Genomic DNA, 15,802 nt, shown 5'->3' on the forward strand with positions numbered 1-15,802 from the left:
ATCGTCCGTATGCGTGAAGCGATTGAGCACTTCGCCCGGCGGCTGCGGTTCGAGACCGATGTCAGCGACGTGCACTCGGCACTGGCGGCCGGCGACGGGAACCTCGTGGTGGTCGACTCCCGCGGCGACCAGGCCTGGGCCCAGGGGCACATCCCGGGGGCCGTGCACCTGCCCACCGCCGACATCGCCGCCCGGGCGCGCCACCTCGTCGACCCCGGCCGGGAGGTCGTCACCTACTGCTGGGGGCCGGGCTGCAACGGCGCCACCCGGGCCGCCCTCGAGTTCGCCCAGCTCGGATACCGGGTGCGGGAGATGATCGGCGGGTTCGAGTACTGGGTGCGCGAGGGGCTCGCGTTCGAGACGAGCCGGGGCCCGCGGCAGCGGCCGGCCGACGGCCTGACCGCCCCGCACCGGGCCGTCTCCTGCGACTGCTGAGCGCACGCGGGACGCCCCGGTCATACGCGGGGAACCACCCCGGGACCGCAAGCATGGTTCCGGGCAGGGCGGGTAGCGGCTGCGGCGTGAGCGGGACTGAAACCGAAAGCGACGTGACGCTGCACGTCAACGGGCGCGAACACCAGCTGCGGCTCGACAATCGCGCCACGCTGCTCGACACGCTGCGCGAGCAGCTCGAGCTCACCGGGGCGAAGAAGGGCTGCGACCACGGGCAGTGCGGGGCGTGCACGGTGCTGCTCGACGGGCGGCGGGTGGTCAGCTGCCTGGTGCTCGCGTGCTCGGTGGACGGCGCCGCCGTCACGACCGTCGAGGGGCTCAGCGCGGGGCGGGGGCTGCACCCGCTCCAGGAGGCGTTCATCGCGCACGACGCACTGCAGTGCGGGTTCTGCACGCCGGGGCAGATCTGCTCCGCGGTCGGGCTCACGCCGGAGGAGACCGAGTCGCCGGCCGCGATCCGGGAGGCGATGAGCGGCAACATCTGCCGGTGCGGGGCCTACACGCACATCGCCGCGGCCGTCTACGAGGCGGCGGTGGCGGTATGAGGCCATTCGAGTACGAACGACCCGGCGACGGGCACGGGGCCGTCGCCACCATGCACCGGCCGGGCGCGGTGTTCCTGGCCGGGGGCACGAACCTCGTCGACCTCATGAAGCTCGGCGTCACGTCCCCGGAGCTGCTCGTGGACATCACGGGCCTGCCCTACCACGGCATCGAGACGCGCGACGGGGTGCGCATCGGGGCGCTGGTGTCCAACACCGGGCTCGCCCGCGACGACACGATCCGCCGCGACTACCCGGTGGTGTCCGAGGCGATCCTGGCCGGGGCGTCGGGGCAGCTGCGCAACCGGGCGACCGTCGGCGGCAACCTGCTGCAGCGCACTCGCTGCCGGTACTTCCAGGACGTCACGAAGGCGTGCAACAAGCGCTCGCCGGGCAGCGGCTGCGACGCCCGCGACGGGGAGCATCACGATCTGGCGATCCTGGGCGCCTCGCCGCAGTGCGTCGCGACGAACCCGTCCGACCTGGCGGTGGCACTGTCCATGGTGGACGCGTCGGTGCACTATCTCGGGCCCCACGGCCCGGCCGCGATCAGCGTGCACGATCTGTTCCGCCGGCCCGGCGACCGCCCGGACCTGGACACCAACCTGCCCCCGGGGTCGCTGATCACCGCGGTCGTCCTGCCCGAATGCCCCATCGCCGCCCGCTCCCGCTACCGCAAGGTCCGCGACCGTGCGAGCTTCGCCTTCGCGGCCGGCTCGGTCGCGGCCGCGCTCGACGTGCGCGACGGCATCGTGCACGACGTGCGGCTGGCCTGGGGCGGGGTCGCGCACCTGCCGTGGCGGGCCTGGGCCGCGGAGCGGGCGCTGCGCCACGGGCCGGCCACGCCCGAGCACTTCGCCCGGGCCGCCGAGGAGGAGCTGGCCTTCGCGAAACCGTTGCGCGACAACGCGTACAAGATCCCGCTCCTGCGCAACCTGACCGTCGAGCTGCTGCGGGAGTTGACGCCGTGACCCTCCTCGAGACGACCGTCCACATCGGACGCGCGGAGCCACGGCTCGATGCGCGGGAGAAGGTGACGGGGCACGCGCGCTACGCCGCCGACCACCCGATGCCGGGCACCTGCCACGCCTGGCCCGTGGCGGCCGGCTTCGCCCGCGGCCGGATCACCGCCGTGGAGGCCGAGGCGGCGCTCGCCCTCGACGGGGTGCTCGCGGTCGTCTGGCACGCGAACGCGCCCCGCCTCGAGCCCGGCGACGACCCCAACCTGCTGGTGCTGCAGTCGCCCGAGGTGTCGTACTACGGCCAGATCGTCGCCCTCGTCGTGGCCACGACGCCGGAGCGGGCCCGCGAGGGCGCCGAGGCCGTGACGGTCCGCGCCGACGTGTCCCCGCCCGACGCCGTGCTGCGCGCCGACCACCCCGGCCTCTACGAGCCCGAGATCGTCAACGCCGGTTACCGGGGCCGGCTGGACCGCGGCGACTTCGAGGCCGGCTTCGCGGCCGCGGCGGTGCGGGTCGACGCCACCTACCGCACCCCGACCGAGCACCACGTGGCGATGGAGCCGCACGCGACCACCGCGTTCTGGGAGCGCGGGCGGCTCGAAGTGTTCGACGCGACCCAGGCGTCCTCGACGGTCGGCGAGACCCTGGCCGCGCTGTTCGGGCTCGCGCCGCAGCGCGTGCGGGTGCACAACGAGCACGTGGGTGGCGGCTTCGGCTCCAAGGGCTCGACGCGGCCGAACACGGTCCTCGCCGCGCTGGCCGCCCGGTGTGTCGGCCGCCCGGTCAAGCTGGCCCTGCCGCGCTCGATGGTGTTCGCGCTGGGCGGCTACCGCACCCCGACCATCCAGCGCATTCGCCTCGGCGCCGGCAGCGACGGGCGGCTGCTGGCGATCGGGCACGACTCCATCAGCCAGACCTCGCGCCTGACGGAGTACGCGGAGCAGTGCGCGGTGGTCAGCCGCGTGCACTACGCGCCGCCGAACCTGACCACCACCCACCGCGTCGTGGCGCTGGACGTGCCGCCGCCGACCTGGATGCGGGCGCCCGGCGAGTGCCCGGGCGCGTTTGCGCTGGAGTCGGCGATCGACGAGCTGGCGGTGGCCGGCGGCTGGGACCCGGTGCGGCTGCGCATCGCCAACGACACCGACCGGGACGCCGAGGGGCGGCCGTTCTCCAGCCGGCACCTCGTGGAGTGCCTGCGCGAGGGGGCGAGCCGCTTCGGCTGGGCCGATCGCGACCCCCGCCCGGCGGCGCTGCGCGAGGGCCGCTGGCTGCTCGGCACCGGGGTCGCGGCGGCGTCGTTCCCGGCGCTCACCTGGCCGTCGACGGCGACGGCGCGGGCGACCGCCGACGACCACTTCGAGGTCGCGGTCAACGCGGCCGACATCGGCACCGGGGCCCGCACGGTGCTGCGCCAGATCGCCGCGGACGCGCTCGGCTGCGACGAGATCTGCATAGAGATCCGGGTCGGCGACAGCGCGATCGGCTACGCGACCGTCGCGGGCGGCTCGATGGGCACGTCGTCGTGGGGCTGGGCGGTGACGAAGGCGTGCCGGCTGCTGCGCGAGCGGATCGACCGGGTGCACGGCGGCGAGGTCCCGCCCGAGGGGGTCGCGGTGACCGCGGACACCACCGAGGACATCGCCGGCCGGGAGGAGTACGCCCGCCACGCCTTCGGCGCGCAGTTCTGCGCGGTGCGCGTGGACCCCGAGACCGGGGAGGTGCGGCTGGACCGGATGCTCGGCGTGTTCGCGGGCGGCCGCGTCGTGAACCCGACCACGGCCCGCTCGCAGCTCATCGGCGGGATGACGATGGGCGTGTCGATGGCCCTGATGGAGCAGACGGTGCTCGACGCGCGCTCGGGCGCGTTCGTGACGGCGGACCTGGCGGCGTACCACGTCGCCGTCAACGCCGACATCCCGCGCATCGACGTGACGTTCGTGCCCGAGACGGACCCGCACCTGAACCCGATGGGCTCGAAGGGCCTCGGCGAGCTCGGGATCGTGGGCGCGGCGGCGGCCGTGGCCAACGCGGTGTACCACGCCACCGGCGTGCGCTGCCGATCGCTGCCCATCACGCCCGCCCTGCTGCTGCCGGCCGTGCCAGGATGAGGCATGGCCATTCCCGACTACCGCGCCGCGGACGCGACCGCCGTGCGCGCAAGCGTCAAGCTGCTCGACGGCCCGCTCGACCTGACCCTGCCCACCCCGTGCGCCGGCTGGACCCTCGCCGACCTGCTCGCGCACATGACCGTCCAGCACCTCGGCTTCGCCGCCGCCGCGCGCGGGGAGTCGTGGCCGCTCGAGCGCTGGGCGCCGCGACCGCTCGGGGCCGACCCGGCCGCCGGCTACGCGGCCGCGGCCGACGAGGTGATCGCCGCGTTCGCCGCCGCGGACCTGGACCGCGACGCACACTTCGCGGAGCTCGCGCCGGTGCCGATCCCGGTCCGGCGGGGCATCGGCGCGCACGCCATCGACTACGTGGTGCACGGCTGGGACGTGGCCACGACGCTCGGCCGGCCGTGGGAGCTGCCCGAGGACGTGCTGGAGACGACGTGGCCGATCGCCGAGGGCGTGCCCGACGCGACGAAGGCGTTCGCGGCCCCGCTTCCCGTGCCGGCGGGAGCGTCCACGATGGACCGGATCCTGCTACGCCTCGGGCGCGTACCGCGCTGACGCCTCGACCTCGGTGGCGGTGACCGCGACGGTCTCGGGGATCGCGCGACAGGACATTTGTCACCGCCTGGCCGCGACGGACGAATCTGCCCGGCGGCCGGCCGCGACCCTAGCGTCAATGCCATGAACGCGGTCGATCTGCGCAACCTCTCCTACGCCTACGGCGGCGTGCGGGCCGTCGAGGACGTGACGCTGTCGGTGCGGACCGGCGAGGTCGTCGCCGTCCTCGGCCCCAACGGGGCCGGCAAGTCCACCACGCTGCTCATGCTGCTCGGGCTGCTGCCGCCGAGGACGGGCACGGTGCGGCTGTTCGGCCGGGAGCCGTCGGCCGCGGCCGCCGCCGGGCTCGTCGGCGCGATGCCCCAGGCCGGCGGGCTGCTCCCCCGCTCCACCGTCGGCGACCTGCTGCGGTTTCTGCATGACGTGTACCCCCACCCGATGCCGATCGCCGAGGCGCTCGAGCTCGCCGGCCTGACCGGGCTGGCCGGGCGGACGGCCGAGCGGCTCTCCGGCGGCCAGGCCCAGCGGCTGCGCTTCGCGATGGCGCTCGTCGGCCGCCCCGACCTGCTCGTGCTCGACGAGCCGACCGCCGCGCTGGACGTGGAGGCCCGCCGCGACTTCTGGTCGGCGATGCGCGCCTACGCCGGCCAGGGCCGCACGGTGCTGTTCTCGACGCACTACCTCGAGGAGGCCGACGACAACGCCGACCGCATCGTGGTGCTCGACCGGGGGCGGGTGATCGCCGACGGCACCGCCGCCGACGTGAAGCGGCGCGTGTCGGTGCGCACGGTGAGTGTGGCCAGTCTCGATGCCGACTATGCCGCGCTGCCCGGCGTCGTGGCGGTCGCCGAGCGGGCCGGACGCACGGTGCTGACCAGCACCGACGCCGACGCCACCGTCCTCGCCCTCGCCTGCGCGGGCCTGCTGCGCGACCTCGAGGTCGTCGGCGCCGGGCTCGAGGAGGCCTACCTCGCCCTGACCCGACCGGAGGCCTGATCATGCTGCCCTACGTCCGCCTCGAGCTGCGCCGCCTGGCCCGCACCCCCGGGCTGCTCATCTTCACCGTGCTCATGCCCCTGCTGAGCTACGTGCTGTTCACGAACATCACCACGCTCACCGGGCAGGACAAGAGCGTCGCCGCCGTCTACACGATGGTGTCGATGGCCGGGTACGGCGCGGTCGGCGGCCTGCTCAACTACGCCTCCGGGCTCGTGATCGACCGCTCCGTCGGCTGGCTGCGGCAGCTGCGGCTGACCCCGCTGCCGCCGGTCAAGGTGGTGCTGAGCAAGGGGCTGGTCGCGATGGCCGCCGGGCTGCCGCCGGTGCTCGCGCTGTGCCTGGCCGCGGTGCTCATCAACGGGGTGCGGCTGGACGTCCGGCAGTGGCTGGCGATCCTGCCCCTGCTGTGGGCCGGGGCGCTGCCGTTCGCGCTGCTCGGGCTGGGGCTGGGCTACCTGGCCACCAGTCAGACCGCGCAGCCGCTCAACCTGCTGGTGTACCTCGGGCTGTCCATCCTGGGCGGGCTGTGGCTGCCGCTGTCCGTCATGCCGTCCTGGGTCGCGTCGATCGGGCGGCTGCTGCCCACCCACGCGTACGCGGACATGTCGTGGCGGGTCGCGTTCGGCGGGGCGCCGAGCCTCGGCGACGTGGTGACCCTGCTCGTGTGGCTGGTCGTGTTCACCGGGCTGGCGGCCTTCGGCTACCGCCGCTCGGTCCGCAACATCGCGGTGCTGTGAAAGGGTGGGCGGCATGAGGCGCGGGAACCGCCCCACGATCGGCGGGATGATCTGGGTCGCGGTGTGGACGTTTCCGCTCGTCGATCCGCTGGCCAACGCCACGGGCCCGGCCGCGGTCGCCGCGCTGGTCGCGTTCGAGCTGCTGTACGTCTTCACCGCCGCCCTCGGCTTCGACTCGCCGGGCGTCACCCGCCGCCACCACGTCCTCTTCGGGCTGGTGGCGGCGCTCGGGGCCGGGCTCGCGCTCGCCTACGGCTCGCACTGGATCGTGCTGCTGCTCTTCGTGTCGGTGTGCGGCGTCGCGGTGTACGCCGGCGGCGAGCGGCCGGTCGGCGCCGTGTGGGTGCTCGCCGGCGCGCTCGGCGCGCAGATCGGCATCGGGCTCGCGGTCGGCGCCGGCTGGTGGCAGACCGGCAGCGTCATCGTCGGCACGATCCTGTCGTCGCTGCTCGTCGGGGCGGTGCGGCAGATGATGCGGCTCGTGCGGGAGCTGCAGCACACCCGGGAGGCGCTGGCCGAGGCCGCCGTCGCCGAGGAGCGGCTGCGCTTCTCCCGCGACCTGCACGACCTGCTCGGCCACACCCTGTCCGTGATCGTCGTGAAGGCGGAGGTCGTGCGGCGCATCGCCGAGCGCGACCCGGCCGCGGCGGCGGCCCAGGCGGCCGACATCGAGCAGGTCGGGCGCCGGGCGCTGGTCGAGATCCGGGAGGCGGTCACCGGCTACCGCGAGACCGGCCTCACCGCCGAGCTCGCCCGCGCGAAGGGCGCCCTGACCGCGGCCGGCATCGCCGCCGAGGTGCTGCGCACCGCCGACCCGCTGCCGGACGCCGCCGACCGGCTGCTCGCGTGGGTGGCGCGGGAGGCGGTGACGAACGTCATCCGGCACAGCGGCGCGGGCCGGTGCGACATCTCGGTGACGATGACCGACGGGGCGGCGGTCCTGCGGGTGAGCGACGACGGCGACTTCGCCCCGCACGCCCCGGCACCGGAGCCCGGCAACGGCCTGCGCGGCCTCGGGGAGCGGCTGCGCGGCGCGGGCGGGGCGCTGGAGACGGCCCCCCGGCCCGAGGGTGGATTCATGCTGACTGCGAGGCTGCCGCTGTGACGATTCGGGTGCTCCTGGCCGAGGACCAGGGCATGATGCGGGGCGCCCTGGCGCTGCTGCTCGGCCTGGAGCCCGACCTGGAGGTGGTCGCCCAGGTCAGTAGCGGCGACGCGGTGGTGCCGACGGCCCTGCGGACCCGGCCCGACGTGGCGCTGCTCGACATCGAGATGCCGGGCGGGGACGGGATCAGCGCGACCGCGCAGTTGCGCCGGCGGCTGCCCGGGTGCCGGGTGCTGATCCTGACGACGTTCGGGCGGCCCGGGTATCTGCGGCGGGCCATGGAGGCGGGCGCCAGCGGCTTCCTGGTGAAGGACGGGCCGGTGGAGTCCCTGGCCGCGGCCGTGCGGCGGGTGCTCGCCGGCGAGCGGGTGGTCGACCCGGAGCTGGCCGCGGCCGCGCTGGCGGCGGGGCCGGACCCGCTGACCGAGCGGGAGCGCGACGTGCTGCGCGAGGCGGCGGACGGCTCGACGGTCGCGGACATCGCCAAACGTCTGCACCTGTCGGAGAGCACGGTGCGCAACTACCTGTCGGCGGCGATCACCAAGACGGGGACGCGGAACCGGATCGAGGCGGCGGGCGTGGCGCAGGCCCGCGGGTGGCTCTGAAAGTTGAGTCTAGGTGACTCAGGTCACGTTCGGGCATGGAAGACGGTGGGCACCCCCGAGGTTGTAAGACTTGAGCGACACGGGCTCAACCTTGGAGGGACTCGCATCATGTTGCTGCGCACCGCACCGTTTCGGAATGTTGACGCGTTCGACCACTTCTTCGGCTCGCCGGTTCGCGGCGGCGCCACCGCCGCGCTGGACGCGTACCGCGACGGGGACACCTTCTTCGTCGAGATCGACCTGCCCGGCATCGACCCGGCGAGCATCGACGCCACCGTCGACCGCAACGTGCTCACCGTCCGCGCGGAGCGGACCCGCACCGAGCGCGAGGGCGTGCGCCGCGTCATCACCGAGCGCCCGACCGGCACCGTGACCCGGCGCCTGGTCCTGGGCGACAGCCTCGACACCGAGCGGCTCGAGGCGAGCTACGACGCCGGCGTGCTCACCCTGCGCATCCCGGTGACCGAGCGCGCCAAGCCGCGCCGAATCGAGATCGGCACGACGCAGCGCGAACTCGCCACCGCGCAGTAAAGAATGCCGGCCCCCGCGCTGACGGGCGCCGACGGCCGCGGTTGCCCGAGGGGGCCGCGGCCGTCGCGTTTCCAGGGCGATTCGGAATCGATCGACATCGCCACAGCCGGTCATTCCCGATGCGCTCGCGGTGATCATCCGGCGCATTTGCCCGGTGGCGAAATGCCCCGGAGGCGGCGGCGAGCCGTCCGACGGGTGGGACGGGCCCGGCGGCAAAGGGTGGCGGCGAGGGTGCCGCCGTCGCGACGGGCGGTCCGCGCAATTGCGGCGGCCGGCCCCGGCGGCAAACGGGACCGGCCCCGGCGGCAAAGGCGACCGGATCGCTCGGCAATGCGACGGGGTCTTCGCGAATCCGCCCGGCGTGCGGGCGCCGAATGGGGAAAGCGGCTGCCCGAACGACCGTATGGCCTCAGGAATGCGAAACGGGCCGGGTGCACGATTCGTGCACCCGGCCCGTCCGCTTCGATCACGGCACGCCCGCGGGCGTGCGGTCAGCGGCCCGCTTCGGCGTGGTAGCGGTCGACGATGTCCTGCTTGATGCGGCCCCGGTCGGACACGTCGATGCCCTTGGCCTGCGCCCACTCGCGGATCGCGCGGTTCTGGTCGCGATCCCCGCGGGTCACGCTGCGGCCCCGGGCCTCCCGGCCGCGTGACGTCGCCACGACACCGCCGCGGCCGATCTTCGTCGCGGCGGCGACGAAGGGAGCCACCGCGTCGCGCAGCTTGGCCGCGTTGCCGGCGGACAGGTCGATCTCGTACTGCACGCCGTCGAGCGCGAAGACGATGCTCTCGGCGGCGGGCTTGCCGTCGATGTCGTCGATCAGCTCGTGGATGACGCGTTTTGCCATGAGTGGCCTTTCCTCGGTCGTACCCAGGTGTAGAGAACCGTTGTGCACAACTATGCGGACCGAACCGATCCGGGGCTCGGCACCGAGCGCACCGGCCGTATCATTCGGACACAAACACATTACTTGGCGACATGCTACGCCCATGACTCGGGCGAGATTACCTCCACACTAGCTCTTTCGTCCGCTCGGCACCGAAATCGGCATGTCACGAAACGCATACAACACGAAACGCACACGATCGGTAAAGACGACGCGGCGAATAGGTGTGATCGGCGTGCCCCGATCGCGTCAACGGCCACCCCGGCCGGATGGCGGGAACTCACCCGAGAGCCGCACAACATCGCAGTCGTGGAGTCAGGCGAGTATCCGCAGCGACAGCAGCAACGCGCCACCGACCACAAGGAGCAGCCCGCCGACCGAGGCGATCCGCACCAGCCACGAGCCCTCGCGCACCAGGCGGGTCCAGCGCAACAACTGGGCACGGGTGAAGCCGAGCAGCCGCCGGGCCCAGGCGAACTCCATCGCGAGCAGCGCCAGGCCCGCCAGGATGACGACCCAGCCCGGACCGGGCAGCGGCAGGAGCACGACGCCGACCGCGATGACCAGGGTGCCGACGACCGCGACGGCGATCTTCACGCCGAGGCGGCCGAGTGGGGTGGCGTACGCCCGCGCTCGCATGCGCAGGTAGGCAGCGCGCACCCGGTGGACTCGCGCCCGCCCGGGCGCGAGGACGGGCCGGTCGGGCGCGGTGACGGTGTCGCGTGGCTGGTCGGGCACCGTTCCATGATCCACGCCCCGGCAACGGTCGACGCCTCGGCAACGGTCGACGCCCCGACGACCCGGGAGCGCGGTGCCCGGCAAATCGGACTAATTACGCACAGCCACCACATACGGGACGAGAATCAGCGAAGTCCGCATCCATGCGGCCGGCACAACCACGGCCACGACACGCCGAAAGTCACCCTCGCGAGCCGGCAGAGGTCCGGAATCAGGCGTAACGCCCGACCCGTCCACCTCACTGCCGCGCAATTCTCGTTCCCATCACGCAAAGAGCCGTCACTCCCATGCGCCACAGGACGTTACCGGAATGAATTGACGTACGGCCCACACGTCACGTCAAGGACCCCGACCGCGCCCAGAAAACCAGACATCGCACGCAGGATGTTCGGTTGACGGCAAATCGGGCCCAGAAACACTACAGAGTGAGATCGTAGAATCACTGCGCGTAACACTGGGAATCGCCTCAACATAGGAGAGGCGGGGCACGGCATGCTCCGCGAGCGGTGCCGGGGGGAGTACGACATGAGCGCTATCCGACCATCGACCGTCGAGGTCGAGACATCCCTACGACTCGTCGCGCCCGACGCGACCGCGCTGCCGGTGCGAGCCAGCCTGCGCTATGACCCGAACGACCCGTACGCGGTCCACGTGCTCTTCCACGCGGAGTCCGCGGGCGGCGAGCCGGTCAGCTGGTCCTTCGCACGGGAGCTGCTGTTCACCGGGCTCGACGAGCCCGCGGGCATCGGCGACGTGCGCGTCTGGCCGTGGAACGGGCCGCGTGGCGACTTCGTCGCGCTGGCGCTGTCCTCGCCCGACGGCAACGCCCTCTTCGAGGTGCCGCGCAGTGTGCTGGTGCGGTTCCTGCGGCGCACGTACAGCGTGGTGCCGCGCGGGCACGAGACCGACCACCTCGATGTCGACAACGCGGTGAGCCGGCTCCTCGCCGGTCGCTGAACCAGCTCGACGGCGCGCCCCTCACCGGCCGGCCGCGGACCACGTGCCGCGGCCACCACGCGGCACCACCCGCCCGCCGGAGAATCCGCGCCGACCAGTACCCGCCGGCCCTCACCTGCCACCCGCGGTACACCCGAACACGAGCGAAACCGGGCGCCACGCGATGCCCTCCACCTCCGGCACTCCGCCAGATGCCGGGACCGGGGCCAGCGTGGCGCCCGGCGCGTTGAGCCGGGCGCCCGCACCGGGATAGCCTCCGAGCGTGACGGGGGGCCTGCTGGGTGCGTCCAGGCGCGGACCGGCCGGCGTCGGGTCCTTCGCCGGCACCGCCCTGCGCCTGCTCGGCCGCCACTTCCCCACGCTGCTGGCGGTCGCCGCGGCCGGCTTCGCCGCACGGTGGGGCGCCACGCGCCTGGCCGTCGTCGCGAGCTCCTGGCACCCGCTCGCCGGCGCGCTGCTGCTCATGGTCGTGCCGCTGCTGGTGCTCATGACCTACGTGCTCATGATGCGCGTCGTGCGCGGCTCGCTGCCGTTCGCCCGCGCCGCCCACGACCGCGCCGGCACCTGGCACCGGGGCATCCTCGACCACTTCGGCAGCGTGCTGCTGCCCTTCCTGGCCGTGTGGTCGGCGCAGGGGTACCTCGACGACACCATCGAGCGCTACCGGTCCGCGGTCTGGGACGACTACCACCAGGCCCGCTTCGCCGCCGTGCTCGAGGGCGGCCCGATGCCGCTCACCGACGCCCAGCGGCTGGACCTGGGCCTCTCCCCGGCCGTCCTCGCGGTCGTCGCCGTCGCGTTCGCCGCGTGCTGGGGCCTGGGCCGGCTGCGCAGGCCGCGCGAGGCGGGCGCCCCGCCGCGGGGCCCGCACTGGCTGGGCCTGCTCGCCACCTACCTCGAGTCGGTCTGGCTGATGCTCGTGTTCATCCCGCTCGCCGCGCTCCCCGGGCTCGCCGGCGACTGGTTCGGCGGCCTGCGCGCCGCCGCCTGGCTCGGCGCGGTGCGCGACGACGTCACCGGCGGGCTCGGCGAGATCGGCAACCCGTTCGCGATCGCCGCGGGCGCCGTGTTCGTCGTCGCCGGGCTGCTGCTGGCCAACGCGCAGACGGTCGTGCTCGCCCCGGTCGCGTGGCTCACCGTCGGCGCGGTCGTCTACGGCCACCGCCTCGCCGACCTCGCCCGCGATCACGGGGAGCGCCACGCCGGCCGGGTCGGCTTCGTGCGGCAGTGGGCGAGGAGCCAGGTCCGCGGCGAGCTCAACGACCGCTTCGGCCCGCTGCTGGTCGGCCTGCGGCTGCTCGCCCGCGGCAGCACCCGGCCGCTGCTGCTGTTCTGCCTCCTCTTCGTGGCGGTCTCGCCGCTGGTCGTGGACGGGCACCGGCTCGGCGGCCTGGAGGCGTGGCTGTGGGACCTCGAGCGCTGGATCGTCGGCCCGCGCGACGAGCAGACGTGGCTGTTGCTGGACCGGATGCTGAACCCGCTCAACGAGATCGTCGCCGACGTGGTGCTGATCTGCCTGCTGTGCGCGGCGGTCGACCGGCTGGTGCTCGCCCAGCGGCTGGACCCCGAGCAGCGCGAGGCCGCCGCCCTCCCGGAGCCCGCCGACGACCCCGAACCCGCCCCGGCCGCGGCGTGGGCGCCCGCACCGGAGGCGCCGGCGCGCAACCCGGACGCGCCGTTCGCGGTGCCGCTCGGGGCCCCGCCCGCCGATCCGCCTCCGCCCGTGGAGGACGACGCGACGCAGGAGGTGCCGGCGTCACTGATCACCGCGCCCGCCGATCCGCCTCCACCCGTGGAGGACGACGCGACGCAGGAGGTGCCGGCGTCACTGATCACCGCGCCGCCACACGACGTGACGCCGGACGATGTGACGCAGGAGGTGCTGGCGCCTCGCGTCCGGCCCGAGGACGAGCCGACGCGCGAGATCGGGCGGCTCTAGGGGAACGGGAGGCGACGGCCGGGGCGAGCAGGAGCAGGCCCCAGCGGTTGCGTCGCCACCAGCCCCCGCTCACGCGGCGAGAATCGCGTCCGGGACGTCCAGCGGCGTCGACTGGCCGAGCCACCGCGGTACCGCCGCGGCGATCGGCACCTCCGCCAGGGTCAGCAGGCCGGGTCCGAGGCCCGAGTGCTCGCCCAGGAGCAGGGTCAGCGCCTTCGCGTCCCTGGCGACCTCGAAGACGATGTGGCCCTCGACCCAGACGCCGGGCTGGAACGCGCGGCCGTCGGTGAGGGGCTGGGTGACGCGGCCCGTCGCGCTGAACGTGCGGCCGCGGTCGTCGCGCAGGCGCGCGTACCGCAGGATGACCGGCTCCCGCGTCGCCGCCACCCGGACGCGGACCAGCGCCCACACGCCCGTGGTGTCGAGGGTCAGGCCGTTGCGCGGGTGCTTGAGCTTCGTGCCGCCCGCCGCGTCGAGCACGACGACCTGGAAGGTGCCGACGTCCACGACGCCGCCGGCCGTCCCCGGCCGCAGGAAGGGCCGGCCGCCGTGCTCCTGGTCGGGCTTGAGGCGCACGACCAGCGCCCCGGCCGCGACCGTCGCCAGCACCAGCAGCGCGGTGACGATCCGGGTCCGCAGCGGCAGCCCGGCCCGGCGGTGCCGAGCGGCGGCCGGCGGCGAGCCCGGGGGCGCGGATTGGTCGGTGGCGACCATCAGGAGGCCGGCTTCGTGTCGATCGGGACCATGGCCGCCGCGGCCGGCCGCTCCTTCGCCGGCAGCCACGCACCCTTGTTCGTGGCGTTGTCGAAGGTGTACGTGAGGGCGAAGATGCCCACCTGCAGCTCGGTCGGGACCGGCGCCTCGGCCCGCTGCTCCCAGCAGTAGCCGAACCGGGCCGGCACGCCGGGGTGCACGGCCGCGTTCTCGGCGGCGTCGGCCGCGCCGGCCACGTGGTCTGCGAACTTCCCCGGCACCCCCTTGACCCCGTGGATCTGCAGGGCCTGGGGGTAGAACAGGGTGCTCTGGCCGGCGTCGGTCACCTCGACCGTGGCGACCACGACGATCCAGCGCCAGCCGCTGTTCTCCTTGTGCCGCAGCGGCGGCAGCTCGTCGAGGGCCCGCACGCCGTGCACGGTGACGGTCCAGCCGCCGGCCGCGTAGGGCTGCCCGACGGTGAACGGCGGCGGCCCGTCCGGCGCGGCCTTGTCGAAGCCGCCGAACGCGCCGCAGACCAGGACCGCGACCGCCGCGATGCCGGCCACGAGCCAGCGCACGGGGGCGTTGAGCAGCGCCAGCCTCAGCCGTCCGGCCGGCGGCGGCTCGGCCGTCCCTGCCCCTGGGCTCGCCACGCCGCAGAGCATACGACAAGCCGGGGCGCCGCCCGAGGGCCCGCGAAAGCCGCTCAGCCCGGCGGCCGCCCGGTGCCGGCCACCCGGATCTCGCCCCACGGGTTGAGCTCGAGCAGCCGCGCGGGCACCGGGTCGGCGCCGTCCAGACCCGCCAGGAGGACGTCCCGGTCCCCGCAGCGCAGCAGGGCCACCACCTCGGGGCCCGCCGACATCCGCGCGCTCCAGTGGAACCGGCCGTCGATGGGCTGGAACTGGCCGGAAACGCGCAGCTCAACGGCGTAGGTGCGCCCCTGCGACAGCAGCGAGGCCTTGACCGGCGACGATTCCTCGGGCATGGTACTGACTAGTACCAACTACCGGCCGGTAACGTCAAGGAGCCCGCCATGCCGGATGTCGCCGCCGCTCGCGAGGCCACCGCCGCCCGCCTGCTGAAGATCTCGGCCGGCAACTCGTACGACCCCGGGATCGACATCGACTGGGCCGCGCCGCAGCCCGCCGGCCTGCTCTACGCCCCCGAGCGCCGCCTGTCGCTCTACGGCACCGAGCTGTGGGACGCGCTCACCCCCGAGCAGCGCGTCGAGCTCTCCAAGCACGAGGTGGCCAGCATCGCCAGCATCGGCATCTGGTTCGAGGTGCTGCTCATGCGCATGCTGCTGCGCCACGTGACCGGGATGGACCCGCGCAGCGGGCACGTGCAGTACGCGCTCACCGAGGTCGGCGACGAGTGCCGGCACAGCGTCATGTTCGGCCGGATGATCGACGCGCTCGGCACGCCCGCCTACCAGCCGGCCGCGGTGCACCGGGCGCTCGGGCGCTACCTGGGCGCGACCGCCGGCGGGATCCAGACGTTCGCGGCCGCGCTCATCGCCGAGGAGATCCTCGACGCCCTCCAGCGCGAGGCGATGGCCGACGAGAGCCTCCAGCCGCTGGTGCGGATGGTCTCGCGGATCCACGTGGTCGAGGAGGCCCGGCACATCCGGTTCGCGCGCGACGAGCTCGCCCGGCAGGTCGCCACCGCGTGGAGACCCCGGCGGTGGTACTGCCAGATCATCGTCGCCCGCGCCGCGTACACGGTCACCCACACGCTCATCAACCCGCAGGCGTACGCGGCGGTCGGGCTGGACCCGGCCCGGGCCCGCGCGGCCGCCTGGGCGAACCCGCGCTTCCGCGAGACGCTGCGGTGGGCCGGCACCCGCGTGACCACGTATCTGCAGGAGCTCGGCCTGGTCGAGGGGCCGGCGAAGTCCGTCTGGCGGGCCGCCGCGCTCATCTGAGTGCTGTGTCCTCGATCACGGGACGACGCGTGGCGACCGCGCTACTGTT

Annotated in this window: 18 protein-coding genes; 13 read left to right on the forward strand and 5 right to left on the reverse strand. The window is 74.1% G+C overall.

The window, feature by feature from the left end:
- Positions 1 to 9 precede the first annotated feature (9 nt).
- From ACQP2P_RS36570 to ACQP2P_RS36615, 10 genes are all read left to right on the forward strand, one after another.
- Entirely contained in the window at positions 10 to 435 is a 426-nt protein-coding gene (locus tag ACQP2P_RS36570; RefSeq protein ID WP_433608820.1) for a rhodanese-like domain-containing protein, read from the forward strand.
- Between the two features lie 113 nt (positions 436 to 548).
- Positions 549 to 998, forward strand: a complete 450-nt coding sequence (locus ACQP2P_RS36575) for a (2Fe-2S)-binding protein (protein ID WP_433619412.1) — start codon at positions 549 to 551, stop codon at positions 996 to 998.
- Entirely contained in the window at positions 995 to 1,966 is a 972-nt protein-coding gene (locus ACQP2P_RS36580) for an FAD binding domain-containing protein (RefSeq protein ID WP_433608822.1), read from the forward strand. The genes ACQP2P_RS36575 and ACQP2P_RS36580 overlap by 4 nt, the downstream gene beginning before the upstream one ends.
- Positions 1,963 to 4,068, forward strand: a complete 2,106-nt coding sequence (locus ACQP2P_RS36585; RefSeq protein ID WP_433608824.1) for a xanthine dehydrogenase family protein molybdopterin-binding subunit — start codon at positions 1,963 to 1,965, stop codon at positions 4,066 to 4,068. Before ACQP2P_RS36580 ends, ACQP2P_RS36585 begins: the two co-directional genes overlap by 4 nt.
- A 3-nt stretch (positions 4,069 to 4,071) precedes the next feature.
- Positions 4,072 to 4,632 carry a TIGR03086 family metal-binding protein gene (locus ACQP2P_RS36590; protein ID WP_433608826.1) on the forward strand — a complete coding sequence of 187 codons (561 nt, stop codon included), beginning with the start codon at positions 4,072 to 4,074 and terminating at the stop codon, positions 4,630 to 4,632.
- 123 nt (positions 4,633 to 4,755) lie between these two features.
- Complete coding sequence (locus ACQP2P_RS36595) at positions 4,756 to 5,628, forward strand: ABC transporter ATP-binding protein (protein ID WP_433608828.1); 873 nt, start codon at positions 4,756 to 4,758, stop codon at positions 5,626 to 5,628.
- Positions 5,629 to 5,630: 2 nt separating this feature from the next.
- Positions 5,631 to 6,368 (forward strand): ABC transporter permease, encoded by a 738-nt coding sequence (locus ACQP2P_RS36600; RefSeq protein ID WP_433608830.1) that lies wholly within the window; start codon positions 5,631 to 5,633, stop codon positions 6,366 to 6,368.
- A gap of 13 nt (positions 6,369 to 6,381) precedes the next feature.
- A complete protein-coding gene (locus ACQP2P_RS36605) occupies positions 6,382 to 7,473 on the forward strand; it encodes a sensor histidine kinase (protein WP_433608832.1) in 1,092 nt (363 codons plus the stop codon).
- A 32-nt stretch (positions 7,474 to 7,505) separates the two neighbouring features.
- Complete coding sequence (locus tag ACQP2P_RS36610; RefSeq protein ID WP_433619414.1) at positions 7,506 to 8,078, forward strand: response regulator transcription factor; 573 nt, start codon at positions 7,506 to 7,508, stop codon at positions 8,076 to 8,078.
- Between the two features lie 108 nt (positions 8,079 to 8,186).
- Positions 8,187 to 8,609: an Hsp20/alpha crystallin family protein gene (locus ACQP2P_RS36615; protein ID WP_433608834.1), complete on the forward strand. Its 423-nt coding sequence runs from the start codon at positions 8,187 to 8,189 to the stop codon at positions 8,607 to 8,609.
- A 491-nt stretch (positions 8,610 to 9,100) separates the two neighbouring features.
- On the opposite strand, the gene ACQP2P_RS36620 is transcribed toward ACQP2P_RS36615, so the two are convergent.
- Together ACQP2P_RS36620 and ACQP2P_RS36625 are read right to left on the reverse strand one after the other, a co-directional pair.
- Complete coding sequence (locus ACQP2P_RS36620; RefSeq protein ID WP_350617469.1) at positions 9,101 to 9,457, reverse strand: histone-like nucleoid-structuring protein Lsr2; 357 nt, start codon at positions 9,455 to 9,457, stop codon at positions 9,101 to 9,103.
- 354 nt (positions 9,458 to 9,811) lie between these two features.
- On the reverse strand, positions 9,812 to 10,234 hold the full coding sequence (locus ACQP2P_RS36625; RefSeq protein ID WP_433608836.1) for a TIGR02611 family protein: 423 nt from the start codon (positions 10,232 to 10,234) through the stop codon (positions 9,812 to 9,814).
- A 525-nt stretch (positions 10,235 to 10,759) separates the two neighbouring features.
- Between ACQP2P_RS36625 and ACQP2P_RS36630 the strand changes: the two genes are divergently transcribed.
- The gene (locus ACQP2P_RS36630; protein WP_344503366.1) at positions 10,760 to 11,191 is read left to right on the forward strand and encodes an SsgA family sporulation/cell division regulator; all 432 of its coding nucleotides are present in this window, start codon (positions 10,760 to 10,762) and stop codon (positions 11,189 to 11,191) included.
- A gap of 262 nt (positions 11,192 to 11,453) precedes the next feature.
- A complete protein-coding gene (locus ACQP2P_RS36635; protein ID WP_433608839.1) occupies positions 11,454 to 13,130 on the forward strand; it encodes a hypothetical protein in 1,677 nt (558 codons plus the stop codon).
- A 69-nt stretch (positions 13,131 to 13,199) separates the two neighbouring features.
- Here ACQP2P_RS36635 and ACQP2P_RS36640 read toward each other — a convergent pair whose 3' ends face one another.
- From ACQP2P_RS36640 to ACQP2P_RS36650, 3 genes are read right to left on the reverse strand one after another with little or no spacing between them, the layout of a single operon-like run.
- Complete coding sequence (locus ACQP2P_RS36640; protein WP_433608843.1) at positions 13,200 to 13,844, reverse strand: hypothetical protein; 645 nt, start codon at positions 13,842 to 13,844, stop codon at positions 13,200 to 13,202.
- On the reverse strand, positions 13,844 to 14,479 hold the full coding sequence (locus ACQP2P_RS36645; RefSeq protein WP_433608845.1) for a hypothetical protein: 636 nt from the start codon (positions 14,477 to 14,479) through the stop codon (positions 13,844 to 13,846). Before ACQP2P_RS36645 ends, ACQP2P_RS36640 begins: the two co-directional genes overlap by 1 nt.
- A gap of 53 nt (positions 14,480 to 14,532) precedes the next feature.
- The gene (locus tag ACQP2P_RS36650; protein ID WP_433608847.1) at positions 14,533 to 14,814 is read right to left on the reverse strand and encodes a DUF4873 domain-containing protein; all 282 of its coding nucleotides are present in this window, start codon (positions 14,812 to 14,814) and stop codon (positions 14,533 to 14,535) included.
- 48 nt (positions 14,815 to 14,862) lie between these two features.
- On the opposite strand from ACQP2P_RS36650, the gene ACQP2P_RS36655 reads away from it, so the two are divergent.
- A complete protein-coding gene (locus tag ACQP2P_RS36655) occupies positions 14,863 to 15,753 on the forward strand; it encodes an AurF N-oxygenase family protein (protein WP_433608849.1) in 891 nt (296 codons plus the stop codon).
- Positions 15,754 to 15,802: the final 49 nt, after the last annotated feature.

This window comes from Dactylosporangium sp. CA-139114, from assembly GCF_050955725.1.
Lineage (GTDB): Bacteria > Actinomycetota > Actinomycetes > Mycobacteriales > Micromonosporaceae > Dactylosporangium.